This window comes from Natronococcus occultus SP4, from assembly GCF_000328685.1.
Taxonomy (GTDB): Archaea; Halobacteriota; Halobacteria; order Halobacteriales; family Natrialbaceae; genus Natronococcus; species Natronococcus occultus.
Genome location: NC_019974.1, coordinates 725,594 through 749,207 on the forward strand (window position 1 = coordinate 725,594; position 23,614 = coordinate 749,207).

Below are 23,614 nucleotides of genomic sequence, written 5' to 3' on the forward strand. Positions count from 1 at the left end.
ACGTCATTCTCTCGCACGATACCGATAAGCACACCGATGGCGAGGCCGGACCACCGCTCACTCCTCCTCGAGCGCTCTGATCCGCTCGTACAGTTGCTCCAGACGCTCGTGGCCGTGGACCCGTACCGTTTGACTTCGGGAATCGTACTCGAGGACGCCGACGTCGGCCAGTCGCGGCAGATGTCGATGCCGGAGGTCCGCAGCGAGCACCTCCCGCTCCGGCCGTCTGCGCTGGCGCCGTTCTAGCTCCACGAGGACGCCGTCAGTGACAGCCTCGAGCGACGCGGTGGCTGCGTCGCGGTCCAGCAGGTACGCGAGCAGGCACCGTCGTCGCTCGTCCGCCAGCACCTCGAGGAGGGAATCGAGCGAGCGCGCCTCCGATCCGTGCGGGCTCCCCGAACTCGTTCTCCTGCGATCGTCACAGTCGTCTGTCATGTATCTCCGTGTACAACGTCTCCTGTTGCCGCGGTAAAGGCAGCGGTTTCGTCGGTTCTTGCAGCTGGTACGAACGGCCGAGCGGGTTCGGGGCGCTACTCGACCGGTTCGAACTTCACGCCGTACCGGGGCACCCCTTCCTGCGTGTAGATCTTCCGGATCGTCGTCCGGACCTCGTCGCCGACCGCGACCGACTCCGGATCGACGTCGGTGAGCTGGGCCGGCAGCGTCACCGTTCCGCCGTCGGCCTCGAGCTCGACGATCGCGACGGCGTAGGCGCCGTCTCGCTGTTGTAGCTCGGCGAACTCGGGCGGCGCGCCGCCCTGGCCGATGACCGTCACCGCGCGGGTCGTTCCGGTTCGAGCGGCTTCGACGGGCTCGAACTCGACGCGAGCGTGACACTCCTGGCAGGCGCCCTCGGGCGGGAAGCTGATCCCGCCACAGTCCGGACAGTTCCCGGCGACGAGCCGGTAGCGCTGGTCGAGCGAGCGCCGCCAGTTCGGCAGGCTCACGTTCGCGCCCCCGCCGGCGACCTCGCCGTCGACGACGTAGCCGCGCTCGCGGAGGTACGTCGCGTACTCGACGGGCTCGCCGTTCTCGAGGTCCTCGAGACCCGAGACGGGGAGGTTCCCCTTGCAGGCGAGCGCGGCTGCGGTACCGCCGCCGACGAAGACGCCGAGCGTCGCGTCGTCCTCGGCCTCGGCGAGGGCCGCGAGCAGCCCGATCGGCACCGTTGCCGCGCCGGCGTCGCCGATGCGGTCGACAACGGTTCCGGCCGCCACCGCCTCGCCGGAGACGGGGATATCGCCCGTGATGCGGTAGGGGAGCCCGCCGTCGGGCTGGTGAACCGCCGCGGCGCCGACGTCCTCGAGCTCGACCGCGAGCGACGAGGACGCCTCGGTGACGGCCTCGCGGACCGCCGTTCGCTCGTAGGTCGTGATGTCGAGCCCCTCGACGTTCCGGTCGCCCCGTTCGCGGAAGCGGACACCGGGCGCGTGGTCGCTGTGCCAGGCGACGTCCTCGATCGCGACCGCGGGATCGTCGTCGATCACGAACGCCGCCGCGCCGGCGCCGAGCGCGTGGTCGGCGTCCGCGGCGTTACCTTCGGGACAGTCCGAAGCCACGACGAGGGCGGGGCCGTCGGCGTCCAGTGCCCGCGAGAGTGCCTCCGCGCCGCCCGCGGCGTGCTGGGTGAGGGTCGCGCTCGCGACGTCCGACGGGAGCTCCAGCGCCCGCACCAGCTGCGGGACGACGTCGCCCTCCTCGAGGGGTGGGTTCGTCGTCGCGACCGCGATGGTCTCCAGCTCCGCGCGGTCGAGCGCGGCGTCCGCGAGGACGCGCCGGGCCGCCGCGATCGCCATCGTCAGCGCGTCCTCGTCGGCCGCCGGGACGGCTTTCTCCTCGACGCCCGAAGCGTGGTTCGTTCCCCACGCGGCCTCGACTTTCTCGCTTTCGAGTCTGAACCGGGGGACGTAGACGCTGCCCGCGACGATCCCCCTCATGCTTCCACCTCCTCGCGCTCGAAGACGTGAACGGTGACTCCGCCCCCGCTGCCGCCGACGTTGTGGGTGAGTCCGTACCGCGGGTCGTCGACCTGGACGTAGGCCTCGCCGCGGAGCTGCTTGAACGCCTCGACGACCTGCCCGGTTCCGGTGGCACCGATCGGGTGGCCCTTCGATTTGAGCCCGCCGCTGGTGTTGGTCGGCAGCTCGCCGTCGGGATCGGTGACGCCCTCCCGCAGGAGTCGGCCGGCCTCGCCGCGCTCGCAGAAGCCAAGGTCCTCGTAGGCCAGCAGCTCGGCGATGGCAAAGCAGTCGTGGACTTCGGCGAAGTCGAGCTCCTCGGGGCCGATCCCGGCCTCCTCGTAGGCGTCCTCGCCCGCGCGGACGCTGGCCGGGATCGAGGTCAGCGACTCGCGCTGGAAGAGCCCGACCCGACCGCTCGAGGCGCCGGCGCCGGCGACCCGGACGAGCGCGTCGCCGTACTCGCGGGCGACGTCCTCGCTGACCACGAGGACGGCGCTTGCGCCGTCGGTCGTCGGACAGCAGTGATAGAGGTTCAGCGGGTCCGCGACCGCCGGGGCGGAGACGGCGTCCTCGAGCGAGCACTCGAAGCCGAGGTGGGCCTTCGGGTTCTGTGCGCCGTTGCCGTGGTTCTTGACCGCGACGCGGCTCAGGTCCTCGGTGGTCGTGTCGTACTCCTCCATGTGGGCGCTTGCCATCTGGGCGTAGACGCCGGCGAAGGTGGTTCCACTCATCCGTTCCCACTCGGTCTCGCCGCTAACGCCGAGCCACCAGCGCGTGTGATCGGAGCTGGCGTCGGTCATCACCTCGTAGCCGCCGGCCAGCGCGACGTCGGCCATCCCGGATCTGACCGCGGTGACGGCCTGGCGGAACGCGTAGCCGCTGGCGGCGCAGGCGTTCTCGACCCGCGTCGTCGGGACGCCGTGGAGGCCGAGGTGTTCGGTCACGGCCGGCCCCGAGAGGCCGATCTGACGCCCGCCGACGCCGAGCGTGCCGAGGAACGCTTCGTCGATCTCGTCGGGTGAGAGGTCGCCGTCGACGCTGTCCATCGTCGCGTCGAACGCGTCGTCGAACAGCGAGAGGTACGATCGTTCGGGGAAGGAGCCGAACGCCGACTGTCCGGCACCGAGTATGTATGCGTCTCGCATGGAACGAACTATCTGCCGGGGTAACTTATAGCTACCCACCGCTGCCCGAGCGGCGAGGCCTGACCGTACCGGACGTTTTTTATCTGGATGTCCACAACCCACAGCCGCATGAGCTACGACGGTCCGACAGACCTGTTTATCGACGGCGAGTGGACCCCCGCCGAGGCGGGCGAAACGTTCGAGACCGAGGACCCGGCGACCGAGGAGCGCTACGCGACCGTCGCCGAGGGAGCGGAAGCGGACGTCGACCGCGCGGTCGACGCCGCGGCCGCAGCCGTCGAGCGCGACGCCGAGTGGCGCTCGCTGGCTCCCAAGGAGCGAGCCGCACACCTTCGCGCGATGGCCGACGCGATCGAAGACCGCAAGGACGAGATCGTCCAGGTCGAATCCCACGACAACGGGAAGACCCCCTTCGAGGCGACGCTAGACGTCGACATGGTGATCGACACGTTCCGGTACTACGCGGGCTGGGCCGACAAGGTCGAGGGCGACGAGGTTCCCGTACCCGGCGATCGACTGAACTACACCGTTCGCGAACCCGTCGGCGTCACCGGCCACGTGATCCCGTGGAACTACCCGTTCCAGCTCGCGGGTCGCAGCCTCGCGCCGGCGCTGGCCTGCGGGAACACGGCGGTACTGAAACCCTCGAGCACGACGCCGCTGTCGGCGCTGTACTACGCCGTCGCCGCCGAGGAGGCGGGGCTTCCGGACGGCGTCGTCAACGTCGTTCCGGGTCGGGGAAGCACCGCCGGCAACCGGCTGGCCGAACATCCCGACGTCGACCACATCGCCTTCACCGGCAGCACCGGGATCGGCAAGGGCGTCATGGAGCGAGCCGCTCAGAACGTCACCGGCGTCACCCTCGAACTCGGCGGGAAAGGGCCGAACATCGTCTTCCCCGACGCCGATCTCGATGACGCCGCCGCGGGCTGTCACTACGGCATCTTCATGAACGCGGGACAGATGTGCTGGGCGGGGTCGCGGCTGCTCGTCCACGAGTCGGTCCACGACGAGGTCGTCGAGAAGGTCGTCGAGCGTGCCGAGGGGACGCCGCTTGGCAGCGGGATCGACGACGACGGTCGGATGGGGCCGACGGTCAGCGAGGACCAGCAACAGGAAGTCCTCGACTACATCGAGACCGGGAAGGCGGAAGGCGCCACCGTCGCTACCGGCGGCGGCGTTCCGGAGAACAAGGACGTCGGCCACTTCGTCGAGCCGACGGTCTTTACAGACGTCACCAACGACATGACGATCGCCCGAGAGGAGATCTTCGGCCCCGTCCTCGCGGTCATCGAGTTCTCGGACCGCGAGGAGGCGATCGAGATCGCCAACGACTCGCCGTACGGACTGATGGCGGGGATCTGGACCTCGGATCTCGAGACCGCACACGGGGTCGCCGACCATCTGGATTACGGGATGGTGAGCATCAACGAGTTCCCGGTCACCCAGCCCCAGACGCCGTTCGGCGGCTTCAAACAGAGCGGCTACGGCCGCGAGCAGGGCACCGAGGCGATCCACGAGTACACCCAGACCAAGAACGTCAACGTCAACCTCGAGTAGCGGACCGCGGTTCCGACCGCCTCGAGAACTTTTATAGTGGTGTGTGCCGCGTGTAGAGGTGTATGACGCTTATCGAGAACGCCCTCTCCGAGGAGCACCGGGAGTTTCGCGACCGGGCCGCGACCTTCGCCGAGGAGGTCGTCGAACCCGAGGCCGAACGGATCGAGAACGAGGACGAGTTCCCACGTGAGGTGATCGAGGCCGCGGGCGAACGCGGACTGCTCGGAATCCTGCTGCCCGAGGAGTACGGCGGCGAGGGGTCGGACTTCCTCTCGTACTGTCTCGCGGTCGAGGAGATCGCCCGCGCCAGCGGGGCCGTCGCCGAGACGATTCAGGGCCACACGTTCGCTGCACTGCCGATCGCGAACTTCGGCACCGAGGCCCAGAAAGAGGAGTGGCTCGAACCGATGGCCCGGGGCGAGTCGGTCGGCGCGATGTTGCTGACCGAACCCGACGCGGGCAGTTCGCCGACCGAGCTGTCGACGGTCGCACAGGCGGACGACGACGGCGGCTACCTCATCAGCGGCGAGAAATCCTTCGGCACGAACGCGGGCGTCGCAGACGTCCACCTCGTCGTCGCGCGCAAGCGCCCCGCTCCGGAGGAGAGCCACGGCGTGAGCGTGTTTCTGGCACCGAGCGCCGACGAAGCCGACGGGTTCGAGTTCGACCGAACGGAGTTCATGGGGATGCGCGGCCACGTCACCGGCGATTCGACGTTCGAGGACGTCCGCGTCGACGAGGGCGCGCTGCTGGGCGAGGTCGGGCACGGCTTCCGCATTGCTATGGGTACGATCGACATGGCCCGGACCGGACTGGGCGCCATCGGGACGGGAATCGCCAGGGCGGCCTTCGAGGAGGCAGTCGACTACGCCGGCGACCGCGAGCAGGGCGGCCAGGCGGTCGGCGAGTACCAGGCGGTGCAGGTGCTGGTCGCCGACATGGACGCCCAGCTCGATTCGGCTCGCCACCTCGTCTACGACTCCGCGACGGCGATCGCCGACGGGGAGGGCAACACGCGCAAATCGAGCAAGGCGAAGTACGTCGCCAGCGAGGCCGCGGAGTTTGTCACCCGAAACGCGATCCAGATCTACGGCGGGAAGGGGTACCGGACCGACCTCCCCCTCGAGCGCTACTACCGGGACGCGAAGATCCTGAGCATCATCGGCGGCACGACCGAGATCCAGAAGACGACGGTCGCGGGCGAGGCGCTGGGACTGTAGCCTCGCCGCGAGACTTCTGTCCCGGAGCTCCGACACCGGGAGTATGAGCGAGGCCTCGACGCGCGGGAACGGCTGTACGAGCGCCGTGGTGGCGCGTAACGTTTCGGTGCCGATCACGAGCATCGTCTCGACGGGACGCAGATCCGAGGCCGACCGACGTCACCACGCTCGCGGCGCTCCCTGAGACGACGCTAGACCGGCACCGCCGAACGCGCGGTCGCTGTTCGGGCTGGCGATCGATCCGTAGTCACGAAGCGTATACGGGTATCGTATACGGCAGGGCAGAACCGACGATAGGACCCACTCCCGGCGACACGGCCGACGGCGACCAGCCCTCCCGTCGGATGAATTTTACAAGTATACGGATGTATTACGAGAGGCGTATACGGTATCTCTCGAGACGAACGACGACCGTCCTCGGACCTCCTCGAATAGCATCTTTTCCTGGTAGCTAGCTAAATATACCAGGATAGAAATATAACAGCGATATCTGTAGATGTTCGGTAGAAAACAGCCCTGACCGGGCGTTTTGTGTACATAGACCGTTCTACTCGCCCGAACCGCTCTAGTAGTTCGAGGCGTGGAACGATTGGATCGTTCGTTCCTGAAACTCCGATACAATTCCTATGGCGGCTTCTCGCGATCGAATAGCTGGAATCCGTGCCGTTCGAAGAACCTCATCCTGCTTCAGAGCTATCGTATTTGATAGTATCTTCTATTTGTTATGATTTTCGAATCCTCCGAGGACGGAGCGGTGACACGAATACGAGGACTCTTCCGGTCGCCCCGAGAACTCCCACTATGCAGCTTCCGCCGATCGGCCTCGGCACGATGGGAATCGAGGACGCCGAGACGATCGCAACGGCGCTCGAGTGTGGCTACCGACACCTCGATACCGCCCAGGTCTACGGGAACGAGGACGTCGTCGGCGAGGGGCTGGCCCGCAGCACGGTCCCTCGCGAGGACGTCGTCGTCGCGACGAAGGTGTGGGCCGACAGCCTCGCGCCCGGTTCCGTCCGCGAGACGACCGCTGAGAGCCTCGAACGGCTCGGTCTCGACGGCATCGACCTGCTGTACGTCCACCGTCCGATCGAGGCCTACGAGCCCGACCGGACGCTGCCGGCGTTCGACGAACTGTGCGACGAGGGCACGATCGGCGGCGTCGGGCTGAGCAACTTCTCGGTCGCCGAGCTCGAGACCGCCGCCGACGTCCTCGAGGCGCCGATCGCGGCCCACCAGGTCGAGTACCACCCGCTGTTCCAGCCCGTGGACGTCCTCGAACACGCCCGGGAGAACGAGTACCCGCTGGTCGCGTACTCGCCGCTGGCGAACGGCCGCGCGGGCGAGATCGACGCGGTCGTCGATATCGCGAGGCGCCGCGAGACCAGCCCCGAAGCGGTCTGTCTCGTCTGGCTGGCCGCCAAGGACGGCGTCGTCACGATTCCGAAAGCAAGCAGTCGCGAGCACCTCGAGGCCAACCTCGAGGCGCTGGAGCTCGAACTCGATGTCGACGAGCTCGAACGGATCGACGCCGTCGAGCGAACCGAGGAGCTGTTTCCGGAGTAGGAATCCGAAGACGACGGTCAACTGCGTGCGGTGGCGCGCGCTGGGCGGCGACGAGCGAACAGCGAGTCGGCGTTCGACGTTGCGCGAGGGATGAGTGAGTGGGGTCACGAACGAATCGGCTGGGGAGGACGTGGAGACCCTTGTGTCGACGAGACGTAGCACGCTTCCTTCGATCGCTCTCCCGGAGTTACGCGAACCGGACAGCAACGAACGAGTAACTCACGATTCGATTATCTGAATCGGCTGATTCGTTACGTAGGAAGGCGAACTGAGCAAGAAAAGATATACAGGGCGAGACAGGTCATCAAAATATAATGCCCTCTACAGCAACACTATCCGGCTCCGACCAATCCGAGAACCGTTCTTTAGGCGGCATTCTCGTCCACGTGTTGGCGCTTTTCACCAGTTTCGTTGGCCCTGCCATCATGTATGCCATCTCAGACCACGAATTTACGCGAGAGAACGCTCGAAACGCGATCAAGTGGCATATCTCCATTATTGTTCTGGCGGTTGCTGCGTTCGTGACAGGCTTCCTTGGTGCCGACGAAGTAACAATCAATGGTGAACCGACTGAACTACTGGCGGTACCGTCACCCCTCGATACAGTGTTTACCTTCATTGGAATTCCCTTGCTACTTGCACTGGTGGTCGCGGTTTTCGCTACATTCGTATTTGCTGTCATTGCCACACAGAAAGCGGCGTCCGGGTCAGCGTGGTCGTATCCCGGTTCGATTAATATCATCGAACGGTTCCGATAGTCGCTCTATTGAGCGGTGAGTTCTTGCCCTGTACGTAGCGGTGGACCACTAGCAATCTCAACTACCAGAACCGTTCTTCCGACTGCTGAGACACGGACGGCAAACCCAAACCCTTGTTTCGCCGCGGTCACTTGGACCGAACGATGACCGATCTCGCCGACTCGCCGGCCGTGCGCCGGCTCGCCGACTGGGACCACGAGCGACTCGAGGCCCTCGCCGACGAGCACGGCACGCCGCTGTACGTCATGGACCTGGACCGCGTCAAGGAAAACTACACGCGCTTCGCCGCGGCCTTCCCCGACGCCGAGGTCATGTACGCCGCGAAGGCCCACACCGGGAAGGCCGTCCTCGAGGCCGTCCTCGAAGCTGGCGCCGACATCGAGTGTGCGGCCTGGGGGGAACTCCAGCGTTCGATCGACGCCGGGGCGGATCCGAACACCCTGCAGTACACCGCCGTCAACCCGCCGGACCACGATCTGGATTACGCCGTCGACCTCGCCGAGGACGCGCCCGGGCTGACGATCACCATCGGCGCGACGGACACGCTCGAGCGACTCGCCGAGCGCGGCTACGACGGCCGGATCGCCATTCGAATCAACCCCGGGATCGGGACGGGCCACCACGAGAAGGTCGCCACGGGTGCGGACGCGAAGTTCGGCATCCCCTACGAGCGGGTGCCCGAAGTCGCCGACCGCGTCCGCGAGGAGTTCGAGCTCGTCGGGCTCCACGCTCACGCCGGCAGCGGCGTCCTGACCGAGGGGCTCGAAGAGCACTGCCAGGCGATCGAGCGGGTCGGCAAGATGGCTCGCCGCGTCGGCGACGCGGACCTCGAGTTCGTCGACGTCGGCGGCGGCTACGGCGTCCCCTACCGCGAGGACGAGGACCCCCTCGACCTCGAGAAGACCTCGAACATGGTTCGGGACGCCGTCGGCGAGCTGGAGGCGACGCTGAAGCTCGAGCCCGGACGCTACGTCGTCGCCGACGCCGGCCTCATCTTGAGCGAGGTGAACACGATCAAGGACGCTCCGGACACGACCGTCGTCGGGATCGACGCCAGCCTGGCGACGCTGATCCGCCCGGCGATGTTCGGCTCCTACCATCCCATGCTGAACGTCAGCGCGCCCGACCGCGAGCCCGAACCGGTGACGGTCGGCGGTCCGGTCTGTACCAGCGCGGACGTCTTCGCCCACGACCGCCCGGTCGCCCGACCCGAGCGCGAGGACGTCCTCGCGATCGGTAATGCGGGCTCGTACGGCTACGAGCTGGCCAGCCAGTTCCACTCCCAGCCCCGGCCCGCCGAAGTGGCACTGGAGGACGGCCAGTCCCGCGTCGTCCGTCGGCGCGAGAGCCTCGAGGACGTGACGCGGGTCGAACAGTAGCCCCGACCGCAATCGAAATCGGACTGTACGCCCATCCTACCGGTCCCCTGATAGCTTTAGGCGACTGGAGCCCGTCGATCGGCGTATGAGCACTGTGACCGATCGACAGTCGAGTCGAGAGACGAGACTTCCTATCCCCCGGGTGGCCGGACTCGCGGCGGTGGTCGGCGCCTGGATCTTCTGGTCGGGCGTCTTCCTGACGGGCTTTGGCTGGATCGTTACGAACAACGTTCTGGTCGGGGCCGTCATCGCCACGCTGGCGGCCTACACTGCGGCCCGTCCGACGGGCGGGCGGCTCCCGTCGCTCGCGGGACCGCTGGTGATCGCGATCCTCGGCGTCTGGACCGTGGCGGCGCCGTTTTTCTTCGGGATCGAGACGGGAGTCTTGTTCTGGAGCAACATCGTCGCGGGCGCGCTCGTGGCGGTGCTTGCGGTCGGTAGCCTCTACGGCGTGGTCACGGGAACGGGGACGTCGGCGAGCCCGGCGGGCCGTTCGTGAAGCGTCACCGTGCCGAACCGCGAACGCGGGGCTTATGGCCTGTCGTTCGGAACCTGTCGGTAGCGACGTACCGTCGCCCGACACCCTATGAGCTTCGATATCACCACCTTCCATGCCGAGGCCGTCCGCACCCCCTCCCACGAGGACGTCGGGGCGATGCGCGACCTGCTACTCGAGACGCTTCGCAAGGCCGGCCACGAGCCCGAGGTCGACGCCCGCGGGAACGTGTTGGCAACCCGCGGGGACGACGACGGCCCCCACTACGTGCTCAACACCCACTTCGACACCGTCGCCCCCCACGTCCCTTACGAGCGCGACGGCGACGTCGTCTCCGGACGTGGCGCCTGCGACGCGAAAGGACCCCTCGCCGCCCTGCTGGCGGCCTTTCTCCGCGTGGAGCCGACCGCGGGGCGGCTCACACTGGCGCTGACCCCCGACGAGGAGACGCTGATGACCGGCGCGGCCTCCCTGCAGGAGACGCTGTCGGCGGACGGCTACGTCGTCGGCGAGCCGACGGACCTCGACGTCTGTACCGCCGCCCGTGGACAGTGTGAAGGGACCGTAACGATCGAGGGGGAGGCCGGCCACGCGGCGAGCGTCCCCGCCGAGCGAAACCCGGTGTTCGGCGCCGCCGACGTCCTCGAGGCCCTGCGGTGTTACGACGAGGACGTCGGCCCGGACGCCGACCCGGTGCTGGGCGAGCCGAAGCTCACGGCGTCGGGACTCGAGGCCGGCGACGCGCCCAACCGCGTCCCGGAACGCTGTCGGATCACGTTCGACCGACGGAACGTCCCGCCCGAGACCAGTGACTCGTTTCGCGAGAATCTCGAGTCGCACCTCGCGGCGCGCACACCCGAGGGGCGCTCCGTTTCGGTCGAGCTGATCCGGCCCGACACCCCGTTCCCGGATCCGTTCGTCACCGACGAGGACGAGCCGCTCGTCCGAACGCTCGCGGACGCCAGTGGGGGAGTGGTTCGCCCCTTCGGGGCGGCGACCGAGGCTTCCTTCTTCGCGACGGACGCGCCGACGGTCGTCTTCGGACCGGGCGTGCTGGCCGACGAGGCGGGTGCGGTCGCTCACGCCGAGCGAGAGTACGTCCGACTCCCCGAGCTCGAGGCCGCGGCCGACGCCGTCGAACGGACCCTCGAGACGCTGCTGGGGTGAGCGTTCGGACATAACACTATTTGTCGTCGACGAGAAAGGGAAGATGTCAAATGAGTGGCGAGAAGGGGAACGGCGTGACTGTCAGCGGTTCCGAGCGCGACGGAGTTCGCGGGGCGCTGTCGCTGCGGGAGCAGGCGATGGACGAAGCTCCAGTGGGGATCCTGATTACCGATCCGAGTCAGCCTGACAACCCGATTACGTACGCCAACCAGGGGTTCGTTCGACTCACCGGCTACCCCCGTGAGGAGGCGGTTGGTCGGAACTGCCGGTTTCTGCAGGGGGACGAAACCGCCCAGGAGCCGGTCGACCGGATGCGGACGGCGATCGACGCCGGCGAGCGCGTCACCGTCGAGCTGTTGAACTACCGTCGCGACGGCGAGCCGTTCTGGAACCGGGTCACCGTCGCCCCGCTTTTCGACGGCGACGAGCTCACCCACTTCGTCGGAATCCAGCAGGACGTCACCGAGCGCAAGCGACGAGAGCGCGACCTCGAGCACGAGCGGGAGTTCGTCGAACAGGGACTCGACGTCCTGGACGACGTCTTCTACGTGATCGGAACCGACGGCCAGCTCCGGCGCTGGAACGAGCGACTCCGGACGGTGACCGGGTACACCGACGCGCAGATCGCCGAGATGGACGCCGTCGAGTTCGTCCCGCCAGCAGAGCGTGACCGGATCCGGGAGTCGATGGCGGAGACGCTGGACGGCGACTCCAACCCGATCGAGTCGGCGCTGCTGACCGCCGACGGCGAGCGGATCCCCTACGAGTTCACCGGCGCGCGACTGACCGGTCCCGACGACGACCTGATCGGGATCGTCGGCATCGGACGAGACGTCACCGAACGAACCCGTCGCCGGACCGTTCTCGAGTCGCTCCACGGGATCGCGACCGCGCTCCAGACCGAGGACTCGGTCGACGCCGTCTGCGAGCGAACGGTTGACGCGGCGGCCGACGTCCTCGAGTTCGACCTCTGTTCATTGCTGTTGCGTGAGGGCGAGTGGCTGGTGCCGCGGGCGACCTCGGCCGATGCCCCCGCGGACGGCAGCCGACCGATGCGGCTCGATCAGGGGCTTGCCGGCAAGACCGTTCGAACCGGAGAGTCCTACCTCGTTGGCGAAATCACTCCCGAGGACGATGTCGATCCAGCGAAGGAGTACTATCGGTCGGGCTTTAGCGTTCCCGTCGGCCAGGACGGCGTCTTTCAGGCGGCAAGCGCCGAACCGGACGCGTTCGACCGCCAAGACGTCGAGTTCGCCGAACTGCTCGTGAGCCACGCCGCAAACGCGATCGATCGGATCGAGCGCGAGGACGCCCTCGAGCGTCAGAACGAACGGCTCTCGGAGTTCGCAAGCATCGTCTCCCACGACCTCCGTAACCCGCTGAACGTCGCCACTGGGCGGCTCGAGCTCGCTCGCGAGGAGGGCGAGGACGACCACCTCGAGGCCGTCGAGCGGGCCCACACACGCATGGCGACGCTGATCGACGACCTCCTGGCGCTCGCCCGAGAGGGCGAGGCCGTCCTCGAGCCCGAACCCGTCGACGTCGCCGAACTCGTCGCCGACTGTTGGCAGACCGTCGAGACCCGGGACGCCGACCTCACCGTCGAGACTGATCGGACGATCCTGGCCGATCCGGACCGACTCAAGCGGCTGCTCGAGAACCTCGTCCGCAACGCCGTCGAGCACGCCGGGCCCGACGTGACCGTGACGGTCGGCGAGCTCGAGAACGGGATCTACCTCGAGGACGACGGCCCCGGAATCGCACCGGCCGAACGCGAGGCGGTCTTCGAGACGGGATACTCGAACTCGCGGGACGGCACCGGGTTCGGACTGGGGATCGTCGAGCGGATCGCCGACGCCCACGGCTGGACCGTTACTGCGACGGAGGGTGCCGACGGCGGGGCGCGCTTCGAGCTGACGGGCCTCGAGTTCGCGGAGTCGTCGTCCGGAGTGTGATCGCCGACGCCTACACGATGGAACGACTTACCACTGCGTCGAGATGTACAACAGGATGATCATACAGACGATCCCGATCAGAAAGAGCAGGACCGTCGCGATTTCCGGAAAGAGCGCCTCGAACATAGCCGAGGGTTCGCGGCCACCGCCCAAATCAGTACTGATCGGGGCGCGGTACTACTGGCGGGTCCCGACCAGGTCGTCGGCGACGCCCGTGTAGCCGGCAGGTGTCAGCTCGCGAAGCTCCGTCCGGACGTCCTCGTCGACCTCGAGGTCGTCGAACAGGTCCTGAAAGTCCGCGAGGGTCACGTCTCGCCCACGGGTGAGGTCCTTGACCCGCTCGTAGGCGTCTTCCTGGCCCTCCCGACGCAGAATCGTCTGGACGGCCTCGCCGATGATCTCGGGGGTGTCCTCGAGCTCCTCGCGAATCACCTGCTCGTTGGGAACGACCTTCTCGAGGCCCGCGGCGGCCTTCTCGTAGCCGATCAGACAGTGAGCGAGGGCGGCGCCCATGTTTCGTTTGACCGTCGAGTCCGAGAGATCCCGCTGGAGTCGCGAGGTCGTCACGTAGTCCGCGAGGAAAGTTAGATCGGCGTTGGCCTTCGAGAGGTTCCCCTCGCTGTTCTCGAAGTCGATCGGGTTGACCTTGTGGGGCATCGTCGAGGAGCCGGTCTCGCCCGCGACGGCCTCCTGGCCGAGGTAGCGATCGGAGACGTAGAGCCACATGTCCAGATCGAGATCCAACAGGACGTCGTTGGCGCCGCGGACGGCGTCGAACAGCGCCGCGAGGTCGTCACAGGGGTTTACCTGGGTCGTCAGCGGCGTGAACTCGAGGCCCAGCCCCGTAACGAACTCCTCGGCGAAGGCGGGCCAGTCGACGTCGGGGTAGGCCGCGACGTGGGCCGCGTAGGTGCCCGAGGCCCCGCCGAGCTTGCCCGCGAGGTCGTCCGCCGCGTCCCGAATCCGCCCCGTCGCCCGACCCAGCCGGGCCGCGTAGACGGCCAGCTCCTTGCCGAACGTCGTCGGCGTCGCGGGCTGGCCGTGGGTGCGAGCGAGCATCGGCAGGTCGCGGTGCTCGCGGGCCATCCCCGTGAGCGTCTCCCGGACGTCGTACAGGGTCGGCAACAGCACCTCGTCGACGGCCTCGGCGAGCAACAGCCGGTGGGCGAGGTTGTTGACGTCCTCGCTCGTCAGCCCGAAATGGATCCAGGGGCCGGCGTCGCTGCCCTCGGGAAGGCGATGTCGAACGAAGTACTCGACAGCCTTCACGTCGTGGTTCGTCGCCTCGAACTCGCCGTAGCCGTCGGTCTCGAGGGTCTTGATCAGTCGGGCGTCCTCCTCGGCGAAGTGTTTGTACAGGCCCCGCAGGTGTTCGCGCTCCTCCAGGGAGAGCGCTAGCGGTGTCGCCTCCAGCTCCGCGAGGGCGATCAGGTACTCGACCTCGACGCGGACTCGGGCCCGCATCAGCGCGGCCTCGCTGGCGTACGGCGAGAGTCGCTCCGTTCGGCCCGCGTAGCGGCCGTCGATCGGCGAGACGGCGTACAGCGCGTTGGTGTCGGTCATCGTTCCGACCCTTTCCAGCGCGGTGCAAAAACGTATCGAAACGGGGAGCCACGACTGTGCATACTTCGGAGGTTCGAAGCCGAAATACTGCCGTAGTAATCCTCGATTGTGCATAACTCGACGGCCGAGACCGCAACGGCTTTCCCCTTCGCGGTCAGGGATTCGACCATGACCAGAATCGCCGGACTGGCCGGCAACCGAGGACGGAACCTGTTGAACGTCGCCGACCGTCGCCCCGGCGGGGCCGAGCTGGCGGTCGTCCTCACCGACGACGAGGACGCACCCGTCCTCGAGGACGCGGCCGAGCGCGGGATTCCAACCGAGGTCGTCCCTCTCGAAGACGGAATGGGCCGTCGCGAGCACGAGCAGGCGGTCACCGAGGCGCTCGCCGACCACGCGTTCGACCTGGTCTGTCTGGACGGCTACATGCGGATCCTCTCGGATACCTTCCTCGAGGCCCAGCCGACAACGTTGAACGTCCACCCCTCGCTGCTGCCTGCCTTCCCCGGCACGGACGCCTGGGGCGACGCGCTCGAGGCGGGCGTCTCGGTCACGGGCTGTACGGTCCACGTCGTCACCGACGCAACCGACGCGGACGGCGAGGTCATCGAGACGGAGGTCGACGCGGGCCCAATCGTCACCCAGGAGCCGGTCCCGATCTACGAGGGCGACGACGAGGACCAGCTGAAGGAACGCGTCCTCTACGAGGGCGAGTTCCGGGCGTATCCGCGGGCGGTGAAGTGGTTCGCCGAGGACGCCGTCGACGTGGACCTCGAGGCGGGCGAGGTGACGGTCGACGCCGACGTCTCGAGCCCGGAGGACGCGGCCCACGACGGACTGCCCGCGCGGCGACTCGTCTCGAACGACCGCGCTGCCACGCTCCGGTACGGCGAGAACCCCCACCAGAACGCCGCGGTGTACGCCGACTACACCTGCGACGAGGCAAGCGTCGTCCACGCCGACCAGTTGAACGAGGGCGCGAAGGCGCTGTCGTACAACAACTACAACGACGCCGACGGCGCCCTGAACCTCGTCAAAGAGTTCGACGAGCCCGCGGCCGCGGTGATCAAACACACGAACCCTGCGGGCTGTGCGACGGCCGACACTCTCACGGCGGCATACGAGCGAGCGCTCTCGACGGATCCGATGAGCGCTTTCGGGGGTATCGTCGCCCTCAACCGGGAGTGTGACGCCGCGACCGCCGAGCTAGTGATCGACTCGTTCAAGGAGGTCGTCGTCGCGCCGGGCTACACCGAGGACGCCCTCGAGGTCCTCCGCGAGAAGGAGAACCTGCGGGTGCTGGACGTCGGCGAGATCGGGGCGTCGACCGAGCGGTTCACCGAGAAGCCGCTGGTTGGCGGTCGCCTCGTCCAGGAGCGGGACTTCCAGTCGATCTCGGCCGAGGACTTCGAGGTCGTCACCGAGCGCGAGCCGACCGAGGTGGAACTCGAGTCGATGGTGTTCGCCTGGCAGACGCTGAAACACGTCAAGTCAAACGGGATCCTCCTCGCACAGGGCACCGAGACCGTCGGCGTCGGGATGGGACAGGTCTCCCGGGTCGACGCGGTCCGGCTCGCGGCGATGAAGGCCGACGAGCACGCGGAGGGGAAAAACGCCGAGGGCGCCGTGATGGCCTCCGACGCGTTCTTCCCGTTCCCCGACGGCATCGAGGAGGCCGCCGAGGCGGGGATCGAGGCCGTGATCCAGCCCGGCGGCTCGGTCAACGACGAGGACGTCATCGAGGCCGCAGACGAGCACGGGATGGCGATGGCGTTTACCGGCCAGCGCAGTTTCCGCCACGATTAGCAGCCGCGAGCGAGCGAAGCGAGTGAGCGGATTTTTGGTCCAGATTTTTCGGCGAGTGGCGGACGAACGAAGTGAGGGAGCCCGAGTCGAAAAAGGTGGATGCCGCGATGGCGTTTACCGGCCAGCGCAGTTTCCGCCACGATTAGCAGCCGCGAACGGGGCTAGGTTTTTGCGCGGGCGCGGAACTGGAGACGCGGGCCGCGCGAACGAGAGCGTTTGAACAGCGGGATGCTGAACGTGAACGGAGGCTACTTTCCTGGCTCAGCTGAGGCCAGAACGGGAGTCCACGCTGAGTCTCACCGCTTTAGCGGTGGGTAGCTCAATCAGTAAGGCTGAAAAGCCAACAAATTTCCACCAGCTCTGTGTTGAAGTCGAACACCTGAATCAGAGCTCTCCCTGAAGTGGTTCTACTTCCACCTCTTCCCCCTGTACGACCACCTCCAAACCTGCGTATTCGAACGCCACTTGGGTGCCTGTTTCGGATCCATTAAAAAGCGTATTCAATGCGTCTGGATCCACGGATTCGTATAGTGGCGGGAGGTTCAGTGGGTCACTGTCGGTTGCTCCTGCTACGGCTTCGATTACAGCGATTACTGGCGTACTTTGGTTGTGCTCTACCAATCCCGTTGTCATCACTTGATAGTCGACCGTGGTCGTCCGTATTTCGCGGGCCTCACCCTCTTCGGTGTTTATATAGACCCTTCTTGGGCCAACGTCTGAAGAAGCAGTGTTTGCTGTCCACGCCGAAGACGAGTTGACAGAGCAGATGTAGAGATACCGAGTTCCTCGGCGACCTCATCCATCGTTGTCTCCCTCGGTATATGGAAATACCCTTTCTCGAGGGCAGTAAGAAGAGCCTCCTTTTGCCCGGACGTAATACCGTATCGGCTTTCAAATCCTCCGTCACTTTCCGACGGTTTTTCTTCGTAGAGGTTGAGTAATTCGAATCGGCGATCTCGTTCGAGACAGGCCTCTCGCAACCGCACAATGGCATCGCGTGATGGAAATCGAGCTAAAACCTCTTCCCGTTCAGCCGTCGCAGTAATACTAATAAGCGTTATGTCGTGTTCTACTGAAACTGAATGGACTGTTTGGCGCTGCCCCTCATCCGACAGCTTTAGCCGATAGAGACGTTTCTCCGGCAATTCGGTTAGGGAATCATAGCTATCGATTGTCGGATCCGCAGCGAGCGCGTTTTCAAACTTTTTAAAATCGCCTCCCGTTGCCCAGACGATAATCTTCCACGGTTCGTCACCTTTCGAACGGATGTCTTCGAAAAGCAGTTCCATCTCAGGAACGCGTTCCAGAGCAGCCTGTCCCGGCGGTGGACCTACTTCCGCTTTCCCTATAAGGCCCATCAGCATTCGACTGTGTCTTCTTCGTAGATAGAGTTTTCCTAACGTGGTATAAATATGTAATTTCCGTTGTTGAACATACTTTCTATTCTTCGTGCGAGAAATTGATAGATGATAGAGGAATTGTAAGCGCTGCTGGTAACGCTATCAGGAGTACGGAGCGCGATTGTCCCGACGATATCGAGTCCTCAAGAGGAACTTAGCGAGCAATCCAGTCAGCTCAGACTCGCGGCTGAATACTACCCCCGAATTAAAACGTTTGTCACTCACTGAGCTAAATTATATAAGAGGAAGATAACAAGCTTGTGAGGAACATCTCTCCCAGGCTCGTGGACATCGGGCGGACTTTGGGAAGATGTTCCTCAGCTTTCATTTTGGCACCCGATCGTCACGGGGGAGAGACGAACTTGAGAAGAACAGCGGACGCGGAGGGTCGGCTACCCAGGGGTTCACTCGTGGGTTTGTCGGTCGGCTCTCGCACTTGGTGGGCCCACACGGAAGCCCCCGCCACTGACGTTCCAATCGAGGACTTCCAACACGAGAGTCGGAGCGATACGTTCGACTCCCCGATTTCGAGGCTGGCTGACGGACAGTCCGTCCCATCGGCGCCCTCTGCGCCCGTGAGACGGATTGGATATCTCCACACGGAGTCAGCTCACGCTTCCGCACTTCCTCACCTTCGTTTTCGTGTCGTGTCGTCGTTGACACCGTTCGGTCGAACTGTGTCCGGATCCGAACCGCGAGTTCCCTCAGCGGAGCCGATCCCGCAGCCGCCGCCACAGCGCCTCCGGAACGGCCTGCGTTCGCTTGGCCATCAACACCGCGCCTTCGGCGTCGCGAGCGATCGCCTCGGGGACGTCTCCGACCAGCGCCCGGCGGAGAAACCCGCCCTCGGCCGCGCCGACGACGGTCACGTCGTGCTCGCCCGAGCGGTCGACGATCGTCTCGACGACCGACCCCTCGAGGACGTTCTGTGTGACCGATTCGACGGCACCCAGCGCGGGCGCGGTGCGATCGAGCAGCGTCCTCGCCTCGGCGACGGTCTCCTCCTCGCGGTCGGGGACGACGGTGACGAGTTCGATCCGGGCGTCGTGGGCGCGGGCCAGCGAACCCGCGGTTTCGGCGGCGAACGCCGTGTTGGGGCCGCCGGCGACGGGGACGAGGACGGAGGCGACGGCGTGGCGATCCCGATCGATACGCTTGACGAGGACGTCACACGGCGCGTCCGCCAGGACGTCGTCGATGTGGCTCCCCAGGACGACGTCCCGTCGGCGGGGGCGACCGCGCCAGCCAAGCAGGATCGTCGCGACGTCCTCGGCGTCGGCAACCCCGCGGACGCTCTCGGCGACGCTCCGGCCAAACTGGATCCGACCCGTCGCGGAAACGCCGTCGCTCCGGGTTCGCTCGACGGCCTCGTTGACCAGGTCCTTCTGATCGTCGACGTCGAACCGGCGTCGTGCCTCCCCGAGGGGGACCTGCATCGGAACGGTGACGACCGAGAGGACGAGGATCTCGAGGTCGCGATCGGTCGCGATATCGATCGCGGTATCGAGCAGGCGATCCGCGGTTTCGGGGTTGGCGACGGGAACGAGCAGACGATCTGCCGGCATGGCAACTATCCGCACCGTCCTCGCGCAGCGACAAGTAGCCTCTCCCAGCAGCGCGAGCGGGTGTTCGCGAGTCGGAGCCGGTCTCTTGCGGTCATCGGTCGCGGGAGCGCTCCTCGTCGACGAACGCCTCGCGGAACGCCTCGGGGAGGTGGCGGCGTTCCCACGCCCGTCGGTCCGTGTCGTCGAGCACTGCCGCCCAGACAGCCAGTACGGTCACGAATGCCCCGAGCCCGGGGAACACGATCAGCGCGGCGGTGAGAAGCGGCTCGAGGACGAAGACGCCGACGAACCGAGCGGTCAGGCCGGCGAGGTCGGGACCGAACAGGAGCCACCGACCGAGGAAGGGAGCGAGCAGGACGATCGCGAGAGGGTAGGCGACGGCGTTCAGGACGGGCCCGCCGTAGCCACGGATGAACGCGATCCCGAAGTAGGTCCAGACGGCGATCGAGCCGGCGACGCCGCCGACCCGCTGTTGGTCGACGCTCGTCGCGGGTGCCAGCACCGAGAGCTCGCCGTAGACCGCGCCGACAGCACCGAAGTACGCGAGCCAGAAGACGATCACGGCGCCGACGACCGTCAGCGCGTGCTCGAGACGGCGCTGGTGGACGAAACTCGCAAGGCCGAGCGGACGCTCCATCGGTCGAATCCCCGGGCCCGGAGCTGTTCAACGTTCCGGGTTCGAATCCCGACGGGCGAAACGACGTGTCTCAGTCGTCCGCGGGAACGGCTCGCTGGCTTCGGTCGCCGGCCATCGCGAGGACGTCGTCGAAGAAGTCGAGGGTGTCCTCGGGGCCGGGGTTGGCTTCGGGGTGGTACTGGCGGGTGAGGATGTCGTGTTCGATCCCGTCGAGCCCCTCGGGCGTGTCGTCGTTGACGTTGATCTGCGTGACCTCGAGGTGCTCGCCCGGCTCCGCGACAGCGTAGCCGTGGTTCTGGGTCGTCATAACAACGCGACCCGAGTCGAGATCGAGCACGGGCTGGTTGACGCCGCGGTGGCCGAAGGCCATCTTCTCGGTGCTGCCGCCGAGCGCCTCGGCGACGATCTGCTGGCCGAGACAGATGCCGGCGATCGGTGCCTCGCCGACGTACTCCTCGACGAGTTCGATGGTCGGCTCGAAGTTGACCGGATCACCCGGGCCGTTCGAGATGAACAGGACGTCGGGGTCGACGGCCGCGACGTCCTCGACGCCGGCGTCGTAGGGCAGGACGTGGACCTCGGCGTCGCGCTCGACCAGCGAGCTGACGATCGAGCCCTTCGCACCGCAGTCGATCAGCGTGACGGTCGCGCCGTCGTTGCCGGCGCCGTGGACCTCGGGCTCGTCGACGCTGACCTGGGCGCCGATCTCGGTGTGCTCGCTCATCTCCTTGCAGGCCTCCAGTTCGGCCAGGGCGTCCTCCTCGGAGACGTCCTCGCCGACGGCGATGCCGCACTTCATTGCGCCCTCGTCGCGGATGTCGGTGACGACCTCACGGGTGTCGAGGTGGTCCATGGCGGGAACGCCCTCGCTCTCGAGCCAGTCGGCGACGTCCTCGGTGAGCTCTCGGGAGAGGACGGCGCGGGGGTGAACGCGGTCGTCCTCGAACCGCTCCTCGCGGACGCCGTAGTTTCCGATCAGCGGGTACGAGAAGGTAAGGACCTGCTCCTCGTAGGACGGATCGGTCAGACTCTCCTCGTAGCCGGTGTAGGCCGTCGTGAAAACCAGTTCGCCACGGGCCGTTCCCGGAGCGCGACCACGGCCCTCGATCACGTGGCCACCCTCCAGCGCAACGTAGGCAGCTGTCATTACGAACTACGTATTGGATAACGGGTCATAAGTGTTGCCTTCGAAACTCAGTTACGAATTTCGTAATCGGTAAGTGCGGGTCGGTGGTACTCACGCATCTCATGGACGAGCTGGACCGACAGATCCTCGATACGCTGCGGCGGGACGCCCGGACGCCGTACACCGAGATCGCCGACGAGGTCGGGACGAGCGAGGGAACGGTACGAAACCGCGTCGAACGGATGATGGAGGAGGGGGTGATCGAGCGGTTTACGATATCGACCCATACGGGCAACGTCAAGGCGATGATCGAGGTCAGCGTCGCCGTCGACGTCGACACCAAGGTCGTCTCGGAACGGATGGCCGAGTGGGAGGAGGTCGATTTCGTCTGGATGGTCTCGGGCGAGCAAGACATCGTACTGGTCGTCGACGCCGCCGACACCCGCGGGGTCAACGACCTCATCACGCAGGCTCGCGACCAGGAAGAGGTCGTCAGCACCCAGACGCGGCTGATTCTGGACGAGCAGCTCGGTTGACGGCGGTCATGGATCGTCGGGCTCCGGAGGGTCGCCCACGCCGGGGGACGGATCCGACAGCAGTCCGTCGGGATGTTTCCGGGCATGAATCGTGCGGTAGAGCCGCCGCAGCGCGCGGTCGGACCGTCCAGTTGCGACTCGAGGCTCGACCCGGCCGTCCCGGATCGCCTCGACGACCGCCTCGGGTGTGAGCTCGGCGGCGTCGATCCGCGTGTACGCCCGCCCCGCCTCGAAGGGGTAGTGGGCGTCGCTGCCCCCGACCAGGGGCAGCTCGTGGCGTTCGGCCAGTTGCTGGACCAGTCGCTCGGTCCGGGGGTGTTTGCCGTTGATCTCGATCGCGTCGAACGGCAACTCATCGAGTTCCCTGATCGTGCTGTCGCGGTAGGGGTGAGCGACGATCGCCGCACAGCCCCGGTCGTGGGCCAGCTCGACGACCTCCGCGGGCGTGTACTCACCCGGCACCGTCTCGGCCGGCGGATCGGGGCCGACAACGAGGACGTGCCCGCGGGTCGTCGACACCTCGATTCCGGGGATCACCGTCACGCGCGCGGACGAAAACGGCGTGTAGTAGTCGTGGTTCGTCGTGGCGACGCCGTCGAGTCCGCGGACGTCGATCGCTCGTGCGAGCAGCCGGAACCCGTAGGGGTCGAACCGATCCCCGAGACGGCGATGGCCGTGGAAGAACCGCGTGTGAGCGTGGAGGTCGACAGCGAACATATCTAGGGAAACGTGAACTGGCCGTTTTGATCTTCTGACTCATAGCGCCACGTATGAACGGAGACGCCGAGCGAGTCGGACGGACGAGCGGACCGGACACAGCGCCTGACGCGAAGCACGTCGTCGTCTGTAACCCGGCAAGCGGAACCGAAGACCACGTCGATCAGGTCCGTGCGCTCGCCCGCGAGCGAGACTTTGTGGTTCGAATCACCGAACAGGAGGGGGATGCGGTTCGATTCGCCCGGGAGGCCGCGGCCGACGGCGCCGAACTCGTCGTCGCGTCCGGCGGCGACGGAACGATCAACGAGGTCGTCAACGGCGTCCTCGAGGCCGACGCGTTCGCGGAGACGACGCTGGCAGTCGTTCCGACGGGAACGGGCAACAACTTCGCGTCGAACGTTGGCGTCGACAGCGTCGAGTCGGCCTTCGAGGCGATCGATACGGGTCGGCGACGACGGATCGATCTCGGCACCGCGAACGGGCGGGCGTTCGTCAACTCCTGTGTGGGCGGCCTCACGGCGGAAGCAAGCGCCGCGACGACGCCGAGCGAGAAGCGACGGTTCGGCGTGCTCGCGTACGTCGGCCGAACACTCGAAACGATCACCTCGTTTGACTCCCTGCCGATCCGAGCAACGCTCGATCCGAAGCCCGAGGACTGCGGCGGGAGTAGCCGTCGCACGTGGACCGGCGAGGCGATGCTCGTCCTCGTCGGGAACTGTCGGCGCTTCGGCGGCACTGGCCACACCCAGGCCCACGTCGAGGACGGTCTGTTCGAGGTGACGATCGTCGAGAACGCCTCGACGACCGACCTCGTCGGCGAGGCGGCACTCGCGAGAGTGTTCGAGCGCGACGAGCGCCGTATCGTCCGTCACCGGGTGCCGTCGCTGACCCTCGAGAGCCTGCGCGACGAGCCGATAGAGTACAGTCTCGACGGCGAGATGCTCGCCGCGGAGACGCTCTCGCTGGAGACGACCGCGACGACGCTCGAGGTCGTCGTCGGCGATCGCTACCGGCCGGATCCAGACGTCAGCGGGGAGTGACACGGCTGAGACCGGAC

General features: G+C 66.3%; 22 protein-coding genes. 12 read left to right on the plus strand and 10 right to left on the minus strand.

The genetic code is table 11. The features are described from left to right. Nucleotides 1–57 precede the first annotated feature (57 nt). The 3 genes from NATOC_RS03650 to NATOC_RS03660 form a co-directional block, all read right to left on the minus strand. Nucleotides 58–435, minus strand: a complete 378-nt coding sequence (locus NATOC_RS03650) for a DUF7344 domain-containing protein (protein ID WP_015320067.1) — start codon at nucleotides 433–435, stop codon at nucleotides 58–60. A 95-nt stretch (nucleotides 436–530) separates the two neighbouring features. Continuing rightward, the gene (locus tag NATOC_RS03655; protein WP_015320068.1) at nucleotides 531–1,937 is read right to left on the minus strand and encodes an OB-fold domain-containing protein; all 1,407 of its coding nucleotides are present in this window, start codon (nucleotides 1,935–1,937) and stop codon (nucleotides 531–533) included. Next, nucleotides 1,934–3,106 carry a thiolase domain-containing protein gene (locus NATOC_RS03660; RefSeq protein ID WP_015320069.1) on the minus strand — a complete coding sequence of 391 codons (1,173 nt, stop codon included), beginning with the start codon at nucleotides 3,104–3,106 and terminating at the stop codon, nucleotides 1,934–1,936. The genes NATOC_RS03655 and NATOC_RS03660 overlap by 4 nt, the downstream gene beginning before the upstream one ends. Before the next feature lie 108 nt (nucleotides 3,107–3,214). Between NATOC_RS03660 and NATOC_RS03665 the strand changes: the two genes are divergently transcribed. The 9 genes from NATOC_RS03665 (at nucleotide 3,215) to NATOC_RS03700 (ending at nucleotide 13,207) form a co-directional block, all read left to right on the plus strand. Then, nucleotides 3,215–4,666 (plus strand): aldehyde dehydrogenase family protein, encoded by a 1,452-nt coding sequence (locus tag NATOC_RS03665; protein WP_015320070.1) that lies wholly within the window; start codon nucleotides 3,215–3,217, stop codon nucleotides 4,664–4,666. A gap of 62 nt (nucleotides 4,667–4,728) precedes the next feature. Beyond that, on the plus strand, nucleotides 4,729–5,886 hold the full coding sequence (locus NATOC_RS03670; protein ID WP_015320071.1) for an acyl-CoA dehydrogenase family protein: 1,158 nt from the start codon (nucleotides 4,729–4,731) through the stop codon (nucleotides 5,884–5,886). 43 nt (nucleotides 5,887–5,929) lie between these two features. Beyond that, nucleotides 5,930–6,070, plus strand: a complete 141-nt coding sequence (locus NATOC_RS21675) for a hypothetical protein (protein WP_157224581.1) — start codon at nucleotides 5,930–5,932, stop codon at nucleotides 6,068–6,070. Between the two features lie 617 nt (nucleotides 6,071–6,687). Continuing rightward, nucleotides 6,688–7,452, plus strand: coding sequence for an aldo/keto reductase (locus tag NATOC_RS03675; protein WP_015320072.1), 765 nt, complete (start codon nucleotides 6,688–6,690; stop codon nucleotides 7,450–7,452). A 314-nt stretch (nucleotides 7,453–7,766) separates the two neighbouring features. Further along, nucleotides 7,767–8,210 carry a DUF4870 domain-containing protein gene (locus NATOC_RS03680; RefSeq protein WP_015320073.1) on the plus strand — a complete coding sequence of 148 codons (444 nt, stop codon included), beginning with the start codon at nucleotides 7,767–7,769 and terminating at the stop codon, nucleotides 8,208–8,210. Nucleotides 8,211–8,353: 143 nt separating this feature from the next. After that, nucleotides 8,354–9,589 carry a diaminopimelate decarboxylase gene (lysA, locus tag NATOC_RS03685; RefSeq protein WP_015320074.1) on the plus strand — a complete coding sequence of 412 codons (1,236 nt, stop codon included), beginning with the start codon at nucleotides 8,354–8,356 and terminating at the stop codon, nucleotides 9,587–9,589. A gap of 85 nt (nucleotides 9,590–9,674) precedes the next feature. Next, entirely contained in the window at nucleotides 9,675–10,088 is a 414-nt protein-coding gene (locus NATOC_RS03690) for an SPW repeat domain-containing protein (RefSeq protein WP_015320075.1), read from the plus strand. 87 nt (nucleotides 10,089–10,175) lie between these two features. Beyond that, nucleotides 10,176–11,252 (plus strand): M20/M25/M40 family metallo-hydrolase, encoded by a 1,077-nt coding sequence (locus NATOC_RS03695; protein ID WP_015320076.1) that lies wholly within the window; start codon nucleotides 10,176–10,178, stop codon nucleotides 11,250–11,252. Between the two features lie 50 nt (nucleotides 11,253–11,302). After that, entirely contained in the window at nucleotides 11,303–13,207 is a 1,905-nt protein-coding gene (locus NATOC_RS03700) for a PAS domain S-box protein (protein WP_015320077.1), read from the plus strand. A gap of 177 nt (nucleotides 13,208–13,384) precedes the next feature. On the opposite strand, the gene purB is transcribed toward NATOC_RS03700, so the two are convergent. Then, complete coding sequence (gene purB / locus NATOC_RS03705) at nucleotides 13,385–14,770, minus strand: adenylosuccinate lyase (RefSeq protein WP_015320079.1); 1,386 nt, start codon at nucleotides 14,768–14,770, stop codon at nucleotides 13,385–13,387. A gap of 168 nt (nucleotides 14,771–14,938) precedes the next feature. On the opposite strand from purB, the gene purH reads away from it, so the two are divergent. After that, the gene (gene purH / locus NATOC_RS03710; protein ID WP_015320080.1) at nucleotides 14,939–16,576 is read left to right on the plus strand and encodes a bifunctional phosphoribosylaminoimidazolecarboxamide formyltransferase/IMP cyclohydrolase; all 1,638 of its coding nucleotides are present in this window, start codon (nucleotides 14,939–14,941) and stop codon (nucleotides 16,574–16,576) included. A 384-nt stretch (nucleotides 16,577–16,960) separates the two neighbouring features. On the opposite strand, the gene NATOC_RS22210 is transcribed toward purH, so the two are convergent. The 5 genes from NATOC_RS22210 to carA all read right to left on the minus strand — a co-directional run bounded on the left by NATOC_RS22210 (nucleotide 16,961) and on the right by carA (nucleotide 21,325). Continuing rightward, the gene (locus tag NATOC_RS22210; protein ID WP_015320081.1) at nucleotides 16,961–17,209 is read right to left on the minus strand and encodes a HalOD1 output domain-containing protein; all 249 of its coding nucleotides are present in this window, start codon (nucleotides 17,207–17,209) and stop codon (nucleotides 16,961–16,963) included. A 56-nt stretch (nucleotides 17,210–17,265) separates the two neighbouring features. Then, nucleotides 17,266–17,940 (minus strand): helix-turn-helix domain-containing protein, encoded by a 675-nt coding sequence (locus NATOC_RS20875; protein WP_245549678.1) that lies wholly within the window; start codon nucleotides 17,938–17,940, stop codon nucleotides 17,266–17,268. Nucleotides 17,941–18,680: 740 nt separating this feature from the next. Beyond that, nucleotides 18,681–19,541, minus strand: a complete 861-nt coding sequence (locus NATOC_RS03715) for a universal stress protein (RefSeq protein ID WP_015320083.1) — start codon at nucleotides 19,539–19,541, stop codon at nucleotides 18,681–18,683. Between the two features lie 91 nt (nucleotides 19,542–19,632). Next, nucleotides 19,633–20,178 carry a hypothetical protein gene (locus tag NATOC_RS03720; RefSeq protein ID WP_015320084.1) on the minus strand — a complete coding sequence of 182 codons (546 nt, stop codon included), beginning with the start codon at nucleotides 20,176–20,178 and terminating at the stop codon, nucleotides 19,633–19,635. A 70-nt stretch (nucleotides 20,179–20,248) separates the two neighbouring features. Beyond that, complete coding sequence (carA, locus tag NATOC_RS03725; protein ID WP_015320085.1) at nucleotides 20,249–21,325, minus strand: glutamine-hydrolyzing carbamoyl-phosphate synthase small subunit; 1,077 nt, start codon at nucleotides 21,323–21,325, stop codon at nucleotides 20,249–20,251. 101 nt (nucleotides 21,326–21,426) lie between these two features. On the opposite strand from carA, the gene NATOC_RS03730 reads away from it, so the two are divergent. Then, nucleotides 21,427–21,840, plus strand: coding sequence for an Lrp/AsnC family transcriptional regulator (locus NATOC_RS03730; RefSeq protein WP_015320086.1), 414 nt, complete (start codon nucleotides 21,427–21,429; stop codon nucleotides 21,838–21,840). A 6-nt stretch (nucleotides 21,841–21,846) separates the two neighbouring features. Here NATOC_RS03730 and NATOC_RS03735 read toward each other — a convergent pair whose 3' ends face one another. Then, nucleotides 21,847–22,557, minus strand: coding sequence for a CehA/McbA family metallohydrolase (locus NATOC_RS03735; RefSeq protein ID WP_015320087.1), 711 nt, complete (start codon nucleotides 22,555–22,557; stop codon nucleotides 21,847–21,849). Between the two features lie 53 nt (nucleotides 22,558–22,610). Between NATOC_RS03735 and NATOC_RS03740 the strand changes: the two genes are divergently transcribed. Beyond that, the gene (locus tag NATOC_RS03740; RefSeq protein ID WP_015320088.1) at nucleotides 22,611–23,597 is read left to right on the plus strand and encodes a diacylglycerol/lipid kinase family protein; all 987 of its coding nucleotides are present in this window, start codon (nucleotides 22,611–22,613) and stop codon (nucleotides 23,595–23,597) included. Nucleotides 23,598–23,614 lie beyond the last annotated feature (17 nt).